The organism is Arthrobacter sp. NtRootA1, assembly GCF_019976975.1.
Taxonomy (GTDB): Bacteria; Actinomycetota; Actinomycetes; order Actinomycetales; family Micrococcaceae; genus Arthrobacter; species Arthrobacter aromaticivorans.
In genome coordinates this window covers 3,851,842-3,864,163 of record NZ_AP024630.1, presented here as the reverse complement: position 1 = coordinate 3,864,163, position 12,322 = coordinate 3,851,842, and the positions used below count along the sequence as shown (strand labels likewise).

Sequence of the window (12,322 nt, the reverse complement as noted above, 5' to 3'; positions counted from 1 at the left end):
TCGCATTCGATGATGAGTGTATGTGCCGTGCAGTTGCCGCGAAATCAGTGCTCGACGAGTTGTGCTTGCCCGGTGGACACAGCCCTGAAGCGGCCTTCGGCGACGCGGATGGCCAGCGGCGTGCCTTCGGGAGTCTGCGCCGGGCTACTGACCACTGTGTGTCCCGCTTGGTCTTCACCAACCATCTGGACAACGGCGTAGCCGCGGTCCAGGGTCTTTTGTGGAGACAACGCGCGCACCTGGGCACGCAGGTGGTGGACCTGGTCAAGCGCCCGGACGACGGCGGTGCTGACCGCAGCGTGCGACCTCCGCTGAAGACGCGTGATGTCTTCTGATCGCGCTGCAACCATGGTGTCCGGCGTTGCCAGGACGGGCCGCGACCTCAAGGCGTGAAGCCGGTCCGTCTCCCTGTCCACCATCCTGCCAATGCTCCGGCGAAGATGGTCCCGGGCTTGGCGGACCATGGCGAGTTCCTCACTGACGTCAGGAACGATGCGTTTTGCGGCGTCTGTGGGTGTCGAGGCCCTCAGGTCAGCCACGTCGTCCAGGATGGGACGGTCTGCTTCGTGGCCAATGGCGCTGACCACTGGCGTTGATGCCGCGGCCACTGCCCTGATCAAGTCCTCATTGCTGAACGGCAGAAGATCTTCCAAAGCGCCGCCACCTCTGGCGAGGACTATGACGTCGACGTGCGGATCGGCATCCAATGAACGGAGCGCGGCAATGATCTGTGCAACGGCCGTATTGCCCTGGACAGCTACCTCGCGTACGTCGAACTCAACGGCCGGCCACCGCAGTGCCGCATTACGGAGGACGTCCTTCTTGGCATCCGAATCCCGCCCTGTAATGAGTCCAATCCGGTGGGGGAGCAGGGGCAGCTTCCGTTTGCGGGAGTCGGCGAACAGGCCTTCTGCGGCAAGGGCCTGACGCAGCCGTTCGATCCTGGCAAGGAGATCACCCAGGCCCACGGGCCGGATATCCTTCACCGACATATTGAGGCGTCCGGTCTTAACCCAGAAGTCGGCCTTGACCAGTGCAACCACCCGGGAACCACGTTCAAGGGGTATCTTCTGGCGGTCGAGGACGGTGGACCATACGGATGCCGGCAGGGAAATCTCAGCATCGACGTCACGAAGTGTCAGGAAGGCATTCCCGCCACGGCGGTTGAGTTCGATGACCTGACCTTCGATCCACGCCGCGGGAGCGCGCTCGATGTGGGCCTTTAGCTTCCTGGACAGCAACTGCAGGGGCCAGGGGTTATCCGGACTGGTCTCCGCAGCGGTATTTGGAAGCGTCGATTCCGGGGTCGCGTCAGCTGCCATGGGTGATCCGTGCGTCGTCCTGCATTTGCATATCCTCGCTAGCTGTGCGGCCGTGGGGCGCGGTCAATCGGTCCTGCGGTCGAATCGGTCCTGGGCAGGCGTTCCAACTCTATCCATAGCTTTAGCACTGGAGCCCGACATTTTTTCTATCCTGTGGACAGACCTAGGATGGTGGCACTTGCCCCTTACCCCGAGGATGACTTTTGCGCAGTTTCATTTCCGCGGCGGCAGTGGTCCTCGCCTTGTTGCTCACGGCCGTCGCAGTTCCGGCCGCTTGGGCGGATGTCAACGTGGTTAAGGAGGACGGCTTCGTTCACCTTGCAAGCGCGCTGGGCAAGGATCCCGAGTTCCAAAGCCGACTTGCTACAGCCGCAGTGGGGAATTTCGAGTCCTCCGTAAATCTTCCGGAACCACTCAAATCGGTGGCTGCGGATGCCCTCAGGCAAGCTGCCTCCGGAATGCAGTCATGGCCTGAGTACCCCAAAGCATGGGAAGAAACGGCCAGAAACAGTCATCGGTTGAACTTCGGCGAAGGGAAGCAACCGGAGGAGACGGTGTCACATACAGCGCTGCTCCTGGACATTGGCCCACTGATCGGGCTTATCCGCGACCATTTGTCCTCCGCCAGCGGACTACAGATTGACGTCCCGGCGGAAAGCTTGGTGACCATGGGTGAACCGTCCCAAAAGCAACTGGTTGAGCGTGTGGCAGCCTTCGCCCCGCTCTGGTGGCTTGCGGCCTTGGGCGCGGTCGTTTCGGTCCTGTTGGCTCTCGCTGCTGCACGTCGCCGCTCTTTGGTGATGGTCTCCCTTGGACTTGGCGGCTTGGTGCTTGCTGCGCTGTGGTCAGCGATGGTGGATCTGGCTGGTGGACTGATGGGAAGCCTCTCCAGTGGCAACGGTGTTGCAGAGCTGTTCAAACAGGAGTTCGTTTCGGCCGTCCGGACGGGCTTCGGTGAATGGATTGTCATCGCTGCTGTGGTGTCCGGCGCATTCCTGGCGCTGGGGGTCATCGGTTGGATCCTGTCAGCGAGACGGCGGTCACCTTCTGCCAGCGGCCAGGAGCCGGGCCGGTAGCATGGAGGGATGACCAGCACAGCAGTTTCCATTCCGATGCCCACGGTGCCCCGCAGACGGCGATCACCGGAAGAGGTTCAGGCGGCGGCGCCGGTTACTGGACCCAAGAAGGTTCTGCTGGCGGCTCCCCGGGGCTATTGTGCCGGCGTAGACAGGGCCGTCATTGCTGTTGAGAAAGCCCTCGAACACTACGGGCCACCCGTTTATGTCCGCAAGCAGATCGTCCACAACGTCCACGTCGTAAGCTCCCTTGAAGAGCAAGGCGCCATTTTCGTTGAAGAAACAGATGAGGTTCCTGAAGGCGCCTTGGTCATCTTCTCGGCCCATGGCGTGTCTCCCGCTGTGGTCCAGTCCGCCGAAGACCGCGGTCTTCGCACCATTGACGCTACATGCCCCCTCGTTACCAAGGTCCACCGTGAAGCTGTGCGCTTTGCCAAGGAGGACTACGACATCCTGCTTATCGGCCACGAGGGCCACGAGGAAGTCGAAGGAACAGCTGGCGAGGCCCCGGAGCACATCCAGATCATTAATGGCCCCCACGAGGTAGACAAAGTCACCGTGCGGAACCCGGAGAAGACCATCTGGCTCTCCCAGACCACCCTGAGCGTTGACGAGACCATGGAGACCGTCCGTCTGCTCAAGGACCGGTTCCCCACGCTGCAGGACCCGCCCAGCGACGATATCTGCTATGCCACCACCAACCGCCAGGTGGCCATTAAGAAGATTGCTCCGCAGGCTGACCTTGTCATTGTGGTGGGTTCGGCCAACTCGTCCAACTCTGTTCGCTTGGTCGAGGTGGCCCTTGAATATGGCGCCAAGAGTTCGTACCGCGTGGACTTCGCCAATGAGGTGGATGAAAGCTGGTTCGAGGGCGTGGCCACGGTGGGTGTAACTTCCGGAGCCTCCGTCCCCGAGGTGCTCGTGCAGGACGTTCTCCGGCTCCTGGCGGACTACGGCTATGGCGAAGTGCAGGAAGTGGTGACAGCCGAGGAAGACCTTCTCTTCTCTTTGCCGAAGGAGCTTCGGGCCACGCTCAAGGAGGCTGGCGACGTGAGCCGGGCCCTTGGTGGTCGCGGGAACCGTCCTACGTCCTAGACGTACTCATCCTGGACGTATTCACCAGGCCCGCTGTGGCAGCCACCTTTTTGGGAAGCTGCCACAGCGGGCCTGTTCTTTTAGGCTGCAGACTCCTCCTGGGCTGCTGCATCCTGGGAGTCCAGGGCGAGCAGCTCGGGGGCAGCCAAGGCCCGGGGGACCGCTTCCACGGACATGGGTGTGCCGAGTCCGGCGTCGTCCATGGTGTTGAGTTTGCGCGCCGTGGGGAGTACTCGTGCTTCAAGTGTGCCGACCATCGCGTTATAGCGATCCACAGATGTCTTCAGCGAACTTCCGAGCTTCCCGACGTTCTCGCCAAGCGTGCCCATGCGTTCGTAGAGCTGCTTGGCGAGTTCGAAGAGTTCGTGGGCGCTGTCGGTCAGGACATCCTGCCGCCATGTGAAGGCCACCGACTTCAGGACCGCCAGCAGGGTTCCGGGCGATGCCAGGACGACGTTCCGGGAAAGGGAGTGTTCCAACAACGCAGGATCAGCTTCAAGGGCTGAAGCCAAAATCGACTCCGCGGGGAGGAAGCAGATGACAAGCTCCGGCGAGTTGCCCGGAATGTCCCAGTACTTCTTGGCTGCGAGGGCATCGATGTGGGCTTTGAGTGCCTTGGCGTGCTGTGCCAGGAGCGTCTTGGAATCGTGATTGGCCGTTGGCGCGACTGATTCACCCATTGAGCCTTCACCGTGCACCTGTTCCTGCGCCGCCAGATAGGAAGCCAACGGGACCTTGGCATCCACCACCAATTGCTTACCGCCTGGTAATTGCACTACAAGGTCCGGACGCAGCGTGTTCTCGCTCCGGCCGGAGTGCACTTGCTCGTGGAAGTCAACGTGGCGGAGCATCCCGGAGGCTTCCACAACCCTACGCAACTGAACCTCGCCCCACTGACCGCGGGCACTGTTGGATCGTAGTGCCGAAGCAAGGGCATGTGTGGACCGTAGGAGCTGTTCGTCGGAGAGCCGGGCGTCCTGAAGTTGCTGAGCCAGTTGACCATATTGCTCCACACGGTCGCGTTCCAGAAGCGCGACCTGCTGCTGTACCGCTGTGAGCTTTTCGGCCACGGGCCCCAAGGCGCGAAGGACGCTGCCGTCTGAGGTCCTTGAATCACTCAATTCCCGGTTCTGTGCGAACAAAAGCCGGCGTTCGGCGTCGGCGGCCGCGAGCTGGGCGGTCACCTCCGAAAGGCGCGAGGAAACGGCGTCGAAGTCCTCCTCCAAACCGGCCGTCCGGCGTCGAAAGACCACATATGCCATGCCTAGTCCCACTGCCGCGCCGATCAGCAGCATGAGCAGAGCCAAAACCAATCCAAATCCATCCATGTGGCAACCCTGTCATAGGGGTCCGACAGTTTTAGCGCAGGGCGGTCGGCGGCGTTGCGTTGAGGAACGAACAAGCATGGTCATCGCGGCAGCGGGTAGAATAAATGCTCGTGGCTCTTACTATTGGCATCGTCGGACTGCCCAACGTCGGCAAATCAACTCTTTTCAACGCACTGACCCGCAACCAGGTGCTTGCTGCGAACTATCCGTTCGCAACGATCGAACCGAACGTCGGTGTCGTTAACCTGCCGGATCCCCGTCTGGCCAAGCTGGCGGAGATCTTTGGTTCCCAGAAGTTGCTTCCCGCTCCTGTGTCCTTTGTGGACATCGCCGGCATCGTGAAGGGCGCATCCGAGGGTGAGGGCCTGGGCAATAAGTTCCTCGCCAATATCCGCGAAGCCCAAGCGATCGCGCAGGTTGTGCGCGTCTTCGACGACCCCGATGTCATCCACGTAGATGGCAAGGTGGATCCGCGCTCCGATATGGAGACCATCAACACCGAGCTCATCCTCGCCGATCTTCAGACCATCGAAAACGCCATCCCGCGCATCGAAAAAGAAGTGAAGATCAAGAAGCGCGAAGCAGCAGAACTCGCTGCCATCAAGGCGGCCCAGGCTGTTCTGGAGCGCGGCGACACGATTTTCAGCTCGATCAAGAGCGACAAACTGGAGATGGAGCACCTCAAGGAGCTCGGGCTTCTCACCGCGAAGCCCTTTATCTACGTGTTCAACGCCGATGAAGGCATTCTTGGCGATCCGGCAAAGCAGGAAGAATTGCGCGCCTTGGTTGCTCCTGCTGACGCAGTCTTCCTGGACGCAAAGCTCGAATCCGACCTCGTTGAACTGGATGAGGAAGAAGCCCGCGAGATGCTGGAAATGAACGGTCAGAGCGAGTCCGGCCTGGACCAGCTGGCCCGCGTTGGATTCCACACCCTTGGCCTGCAGACCTACCTCACCGCCGGTCCCAAAGAGACCCGCGCGTGGACCATCCGCCAGGGTGACACAGCGCCCCAGGCCGCTGGAGTGATCCACTCTGACTTCCAGCGTGGCTTCATCAAGGCTGAGGTCGTCTCCTTTGATGACCTCATCGAAGCTGGTTCCATGTCCGAGGCAAAGTCCCGTGGAAAGGTCCGCATCGAAGGCAAAGAGTACGTCATGGCCGATGGCGATGTGGTGGAGTTCCGCTTCAACGTCTAATTGAGGTCTGACTTGGTCAGCTCAGGTCGGAGATCGCCAGGCTAGAAAGTTAAGTATCCGGACTTCAGAAGCGAAAACTCAGAAGACGGCGGATGACGCGGCAGCGGCCGCGCGAAAGAAGCGCGATGAAGCGGCACGCACCAAGAGCGAGCCGACCCGTCGCATGGCGCTGGCTAACCGCTGAGCGCAAGGAGAGGGATGCGACGACCGCGCGCGCAGGTCGACTACTGGCGCGGATCTAATCGATGGTCTTAACGATCATCGACCGCAACATGGCGTAGGGATCGATTCCAGCCTGCTCGCACGTGTGTTGGGCACGACGGACGGGCCTCTGCAGCGGATCCCTCTCAACGCATGCGAGAGCGGACTTCCCGAGATTCGCTCGCACGATGACATCGACCCGAGTTCCCTCGTACTGGTGACTCAGCGAGCTTGACAGCGAGGTCTCGGTACCTGCGTCCAAGTTGGCTGATATAGGCGTCGTTGGGGACCGCTACATGACCGCGCTGAGGTTCGACCTCCAAGACACGGACGTCGCGGGAAGGGACCAGGGTGTGGTCGTGAGAGGTGGCAAGCGCGTCGGGTGTAGTGAGATCTCCCCAGAGCCGCTTCTCTGACAAGCTACGGTGGGTGAGACATGGAGAGAGGATGGAACAATGCCGTCATCCGATTCCCGCGCGCGGGTCTGGGAACGTATCGGTACCGTAGGAGGCGTTGTCGAGCGATTAGACGTCGCCTCGTCGCCCGTGCTGGCGCAAGGTTCAGTCAAGTTTCGGAGGCTGACTGCGCTCACCGGAGTCCATGGTGCGGGGAAGAGCTACCTCTTGTCCGCGGTTGCAGAGGGATTACCGGGGTGGCAGACAAAGACCAATCTACCTATTGAGACGTCGGGCAACGAGGCGGAATTTAGCGGCAATTATGCCTTGGCGCTTCGCACGGGAAGCCCAACCGACCACGTTGACTTTTCTCGACCCATCGACTGGAAAAATCGTCGCGACTACGACGCGACGTTGCAGCCTTTGGTTGCAACGTGGCTGACGCCATTTACGGCTCTTAGCGACCTTTCCTACTTCTCCCAAAACTGGATGCCCACCCGTCCTGGCGGGCCGCTCGAAGTTGCAGACCTGAAGCGATCGCAAGTCGACGCACTTCAAGCGATTACCGGCCATACGTACGAATCGGTGGCGTATGGTCGCTTCGAAGACGATGATCAATATTTTCCTTACTTCCGTGTTGTGCGCGGTTCGCACGAGACTGGAGTTTGGACGATGAGCGCGTCGGAGTTCTGGGTCCACTACGTTATCTGGCATCTGCGTTCGGCGGACGAAAACGAGGTCGTCCTCATAGATGAGCCGGAGACATTCCTCGCGCAGCCGGGCCACCGCGCGTTCGTCGACGAGATCGCGCGCCTGGCTCTCGAGACGGGCTGTCAGGTCATTCTCGCGACTCATTCGGAAGTGATGATCCGCCGCCTGCCCGTGGAGGTCATTCGGCAGGTGTCGAGCACTGTTCGCGGGGCTGTGGTGTCAGAGGTAGCGAGTACGGAAGCCCTGTTGCGTATTCTTGGACGCTCTCAAACACCACTTTCTCTGCTCGTGTTCGTTGAAGATGAGATGGCCAGCCAGATCGTTCATTTCTTTCTTGGTTGCTATGCGCCGGATCGAGCGGCGCAGGTGGATGTAATCGACAGTGGAGGCAAAGACGAAGTAGTGCGTGGCGTGAACATTTCCGGCCGATCTCGGCGGCTCCGGACGGTAGGTGTCCTGGACGGAGATCAGAGCGACCGTTACGACGACGAAGGGCTTCTGTTCCTCCCTGGGGTGGTGGCACCTGAATTGCTCCTGCTGGAAGTCCTTCGTCGTCGTGATCACGACGCAGCCGGTCGACTCGGTGTGACGATTCCAGACCTTCTTATCGCGATTGATGCTGCCCGGTTCGTGCCACATCAGCGCGTGTTTGAAGTCATGAGCGAAGCGCTTGTTTCCTCTAAGGCAGACGATCTCGTACGAGTCGCACTGTGCATGTGGCTAGAGGACGAGACTACGGCGGCCGCTGCCCGTCGGTTGGTTGAGCAGAAGCTCGCACTCGTCGCTCACGACCACTGACCGCCAGCCGCGTCGCGCGATCCGCGAAACGTCCCCATCGTGGTCGGGGAACATCGTGCTCCGCCCGGCAATCGCCAGCTTCAGCATCAGAGTTTGCACGGATAACCTCGGCGACTATGCGGCCGAGATCCGAGCCTGTGAGCCGAAGGAGTTGCCCGACGTATGACCCAGCTTTCGGTGACACGGATTACGGCGTTCACGACGTTCTGTGGAAGGTCCTTGCCGGGTTCGTGCAGCCAGAGCATGGGAAGCTCGATGCCAGCGGCGTTCATTCTGTGGAACGCCATCTCAACGGCATCGAGATTCCCGTCCGGCCTCAACGAGGCTTCGGTCCATGCTTCATTAAGGGAGGCCTGATACTTGATCACGGCGAGAAGGTCGACCATCTTGTGCCCGTCCGTGAACTCGACGTATCCCTTGAATCTTGTGAACGTCGATTGTGGGCTGATCTCATCGCCAGTGCGCGAGATCAGCCACTGGTTGAAGAACAGCGAACTTCGGCTCACAAGGTAGCGGCCGACGCTGACCTCTTTCGTCCAGAACCTGGCCTCGAAGCGCCAGTCTTCGCGGTAGGCCTTTTTCGTGTCTCCGCCTTCGGCTTCGAGCCGCTGGAACACGAAGTTGCGTGTCAGATCTGCCGCCGTCAGCGGAGTCCCACGGTCGTTAAGTGTCTCGAAGATCTCTTGAGAGTTCTCGGATGCTTTGAGCTCGATGGTCACCAGCTGCAGGTCATCGAGCAGGACGCGAGCGAGTTCTTTGGCCCTCGCCGCAAACCCGTCTGTGCCAGGGTTCCCGAGCCACTGGGTGACAGCCGTTGTGAAGTACCGATGCGCATGCACGATCCGGGTCTCATGATGCTTGAGGTCAAAGTGGTCGATGGGTGGTTCGGCTGTCATGACTTCCAGGAAGGCGTCGTGATCATTGTTGAGGTGCCGAACCTTTAGTGGGCTTTCATCTTCCTCGATGAAGCTCTCGGAGTTGCGCGTCAGCCCTTCCAACTGGCTGGCCTGCTTCGAAAGCCCTGATTGGGCGAAGATGGCGCATGTCGCGTCTGCGAGTAGTTGCAGCGTCGTCAGCCGTTGCTGACCGTCGATGACATTCCATGTGGTGAGCCGTGCGCTCTCGGCTTCCTGTGCCTGCAGAACGACGGCCCCAAGAAGTGTGTGGTGTAAGGTGCGGCTCATTGATACGCAGTTCCGCAACCCGCCGAATGTCTTTCCACAGCGACTCCCACTGCTCACCCTCTTTCCAGACGTACGGGCGCTGGAGCAGGGGTATCACGAAGTGCTGCGGCAGGTTGAACAGCTGTAGCGGCATCCGCTTGAAAGTCTCCACGAAACTAAGCCTGCCTTAAGGGGCCACAGCATTGCTCTCAGCCCTTTTATCAGGCCCACCGTGTCGAATGGAAGAGTAAAAAACATCGCGCGTTCAGCCCCTGAGCTCGGCGGCCTCCTCTGCAGCAATTCGGAACTTCTTCTTGAACGAGGGGAGCTACCTACGTATAGAGGCGACAATGAGACTCGTGTCTCAAGAGCCTTTGTCGGCAGGGGCGGTATGTTTTGGCTGTGAGTATCCCCAAACCGAACCAGCACACAGGGCCCTTGGCAGGTCATGTCAGGAAGGGACGTGTTTACAAGTCCCCGCTCGCGGCCACGGGCATGTTACGACCCAATAACTGGTTCAAGGACGACGTTCCGGACTTGCTCTGGCCAGTGCTCGTCCTCGCCGAGCAAGGAAACGAGGGTATTCACCGCTTTGTCGGCTGGCAGCAGGCAGTGCAAGATCGGCTTGCCCACCACGGTGAGTCCTCCGTCATAGCTGAGTTGTTGGATGGCCGTCTGACACACCTTTCGGATCTTGTTGCGATGTTCCCGGACGCAACTGCGATCCTCTTCGAGGAGGCAAACCGCCAGGGCCTGCTTTCAGAGAACACCCGACGTGTGCTTGGCTCGTATCCGTTCATGCCAGCTGCGTGGCTTGCAGGTGAAACGGAGCGCACGCCTCCCGCCGCGGCGGATCTGGAACTGGCCCATGATGCTCTGCTCGGAGTGCTCCAGGACGGGCACCGTGAAGCACTCATCAAATGCTTCCGCACCTGGAGTACTGTCCATGCCGGCACGTTTAGCTCGAATGCACAGACTATCCAGCTCTTGAAGTACTACCCGGGTGACATCCAGACTCGATCCGCAGCGGATAGCGTCGTGCGAGCGGGGTGGGCAGCGCACAAGGCGATGCTTCTCGTTAGCGATCCCAAACACTTCGACCACGCTCTCAAGTGGGCGCGGATGTTCTGGACTGCGAACTCGATGACCTCCGGGTGTGTCCGCGAGACCAACACGGAGGACGATTATGCGGATGATATGGAACCTGAGGAGCCTGCAAACACCGAACGGGAATTGGATAACCGGCCTGTGGAACATGCTTCTCCAACACCGGTTCCGGCTGACGGAGCGCACCTTCGCCAGTCCACAATGGATGTGTTAATCAGGTTCATTGAGGCCATTGAAAGAGCACCCGGACATCTGTATGAGAAGGAGCGACAGGAAGTAATCTTGGGGTTGGTTGCACGTGCCGGACGGGACCTCATCGCGGTGCTCTCGGCTCCCGACCTTTGGTGCATGGAACACGGTGCGCACATTACGCGCATGCTGGTGGAAACGGAGATCTACCTGAAGTGGATGGCTCTACAGGATCCGTCCATTTATCGAGAGTTCCAAGCGTATGGCGCGGGTAAGGCCAAGCTCTACGCACGAATTTCGGATGAATTACCCGAAGAAGCACGTACTGCTGCGTATCGCGAGGCAGCCGAAGAGTTGAAAAGGCTCAGTCACAACAACGACGTTGTGGATGACCGCACTGTTGACACTCGAGACACGTTCGCCGGCGGGAAATCCTTGCGGGCAATGGCCCAGGAGGCAGGGCTCCTCGATTTCTACAGACAGGCCTACACTCTTGCCAGCAGTGTCGCCCACTCGGAGTGGTGGTCAATCGAAGCCCACGCTATGGAGCCTTGTCAGAACGTACTCCACGGGCTCCACCTCATTCCCAGTCTCTCGCTGAGTTATGGGGGCAACGTCCAATTCGCTTCTTCGTGGGTGGATCAATTCCACTCTCTCGCACGCGCTGCTTTGTCCGTACTCGGAGCCGATCAGGATTCAGTTGCCGTCGCCTCTGCCTGGCTCGGCTGGCCAGCTTCCGAACAGGTTTGTTCGGAGCCCGCCTGAAATTAGGCAGGTAGGAGTAGGGCTTTATGGTTGTCGGGACAATGGCGAAGGCCTTCTGTGAAGAAAGTTGGCTGTCGCGCGGGCAAACAAACCTAAGAGTCGTTTCTGTAAAGGTTGCTGCGCCACGGCGCATGCATATTGTGATCGCTCGCGAGGTCCTTACTGCCTTCTCCATCGAAGAGCCGCGCGCAGAGATGGCAGCCCCGAGGAGGTCGACGCCGGCGCGGACGACGAGCAGCGCTAGGCTGAGTTGGCCGAGGATCTCAAGAGCGCCCAGTACCAGGTTGGCCAGCACTTGCCGAACGTGATGCGACCGCGCCGGCAGTCCCCGGCTCATGCCAACTGGGCAAAAACATGCCGTGGCAGGATTGGCCTATGGACGTTCTCGCACTGATAATCTCGGTTCTATCGCTGCTCGTGGCTGGCGTCGGGACATTCCTGGCGAACCGGCGCGCGAAGGAAGCCGTGGACGAGTCCCGAAAGGCATCAGCGGATGCCCGCAAGGCCGCCTTGGATGCACGGTGGTTCGCAGTCCAGGAAGCCGTGCAGCGCCTGATCGGATTCGACCCCACGGCGGAGCCAGTGGGCGATCGACTGGCGAACCTGCGAATCACGTCGATCGCTCTCGTTGACCAGTTGGACGACTGGGACGGCATCGACTCCTGGCTGGAGGCTGAACGCACTTTGGGCGCGACGATAGGCCGGCAGGTGATGGAAGCCGCCAAGCCTGGCGACACCGTCGACGTGCGTGTAGAGAACCTCGATCCTCTGATGAGTTGGGCGCATGCTCTGAGCAGCAATCTCCGCCATTTTCGATCGATCGGCCACGACGCGGCGGCCCTTGCCAAGCTCCATGCCAACGCGGAAGAGTTGGTCATGGACATCCATGCACGTCACCGCTGGGATCTGCCGCCGTGGGCCAACCCCCGGATCCAGCCGCTGGAGTAGGTCTCTTCGCTTGGAAGCCGGGCGGGAG

At 60.1% G+C, this 12,322-nt stretch carries 9 protein-coding genes; 6 read left to right on the top strand and 3 right to left on the bottom strand.

Features of this window, described 5'->3' with window-relative positions; translation table 11 throughout:
- Positions 1–44: 44 nt before the first annotated feature.
- On the bottom strand, positions 45–1,322 hold the full coding sequence (gene xseA / locus LDN90_RS17510) for an exodeoxyribonuclease VII large subunit (protein ID WP_223946495.1): 1,278 nt from the start codon (positions 1,320–1,322) through the stop codon (positions 45–47).
- A 203-nt stretch (positions 1,323–1,525) separates the two neighbouring features.
- Here xseA and LDN90_RS17505 point away from each other — a divergent pair, with 203 nt between their 5' ends.
- Positions 1,526–2,398, top strand: a complete 873-nt coding sequence (locus LDN90_RS17505) for a hypothetical protein (protein ID WP_223946494.1) — start codon at positions 1,526–1,528, stop codon at positions 2,396–2,398.
- Positions 2,399–2,407: 9 nt separating this feature from the next.
- Positions 2,408–3,493: a 4-hydroxy-3-methylbut-2-enyl diphosphate reductase gene (locus LDN90_RS17500; protein ID WP_223946493.1), complete on the top strand. Its 1,086-nt coding sequence runs from the start codon at positions 2,408–2,410 to the stop codon at positions 3,491–3,493.
- An 80-nt stretch (positions 3,494–3,573) separates the two neighbouring features.
- Here LDN90_RS17500 and LDN90_RS17495 read toward each other — a convergent pair whose 3' ends face one another.
- Positions 3,574–4,821 carry a DNA recombination protein RmuC gene (locus tag LDN90_RS17495; protein ID WP_223946492.1) on the bottom strand — a complete coding sequence of 416 codons (1,248 nt, stop codon included), beginning with the start codon at positions 4,819–4,821 and terminating at the stop codon, positions 3,574–3,576.
- Positions 4,822–4,931: 110 nt separating this feature from the next.
- Here LDN90_RS17495 and ychF point away from each other — a divergent pair, with 110 nt between their 5' ends.
- Complete coding sequence (ychF, locus tag LDN90_RS17490) at positions 4,932–6,017, top strand: redox-regulated ATPase YchF (RefSeq protein ID WP_216925183.1); 1,086 nt, start codon at positions 4,932–4,934, stop codon at positions 6,015–6,017.
- A gap of 656 nt (positions 6,018–6,673) precedes the next feature.
- Positions 6,674–8,122, top strand: a complete 1,449-nt coding sequence (locus LDN90_RS17485; RefSeq protein WP_223946491.1) for an ABC transporter ATP-binding protein — start codon at positions 6,674–6,676, stop codon at positions 8,120–8,122.
- Between the two features lie 86 nt (positions 8,123–8,208).
- On the opposite strand, the gene LDN90_RS17480 is transcribed toward LDN90_RS17485, so the two are convergent.
- Complete coding sequence (locus tag LDN90_RS17480; protein ID WP_223946490.1) at positions 8,209–9,306, bottom strand: DUF262 domain-containing protein; 1,098 nt, start codon at positions 9,304–9,306, stop codon at positions 8,209–8,211.
- A gap of 381 nt (positions 9,307–9,687) precedes the next feature.
- Here LDN90_RS17480 and LDN90_RS17475 point away from each other — a divergent pair, with 381 nt between their 5' ends.
- Together LDN90_RS17475 and LDN90_RS17470 are read left to right on the top strand one after the other, a co-directional pair.
- Complete coding sequence (locus LDN90_RS17475; RefSeq protein WP_223946489.1) at positions 9,688–11,346, top strand: DUF5677 domain-containing protein; 1,659 nt, start codon at positions 9,688–9,690, stop codon at positions 11,344–11,346.
- A gap of 375 nt (positions 11,347–11,721) precedes the next feature.
- Positions 11,722–12,294, top strand: a complete 573-nt coding sequence (locus LDN90_RS17470) for a hypothetical protein (protein WP_223946488.1) — start codon at positions 11,722–11,724, stop codon at positions 12,292–12,294.
- The last annotated feature ends 28 nt before the right edge of the window (positions 12,295–12,322 follow it).

Bases quoted from the DNA above. Each gene is read 5' to 3' on its own strand.
- xseA (WP_223946495.1), bottom strand. From the start codon at position 1,322: ATGGCAGCTGACGCGACCCCGGAATCGACGCTTCCAAATACCGCTGCG.
- LDN90_RS17495 (WP_223946492.1), bottom strand. From the start codon at position 4,821: ATGGATGGATTTGGATTGGTTTTGGCTCTGCTCATGCTGCTGATCGGC.
- LDN90_RS17470 (WP_223946488.1), top strand. From the start codon at position 11,722: ATGGACGTTCTCGCACTGATAATCTCGGTTCTATCGCTGCTCGTGGCT.
- LDN90_RS17480 (WP_223946490.1), bottom strand. From the start codon at position 9,306: ATGAGCCGCACCTTACACCACACACTTCTTGGGGCCGTCGTTCTGCAG.
- LDN90_RS17485 (WP_223946491.1), top strand. From the start codon at position 6,674: ATGCCGTCATCCGATTCCCGCGCGCGGGTCTGGGAACGTATCGGTACC.
- LDN90_RS17500 (WP_223946493.1), top strand. From the start codon at position 2,408: ATGACCAGCACAGCAGTTTCCATTCCGATGCCCACGGTGCCCCGCAGA.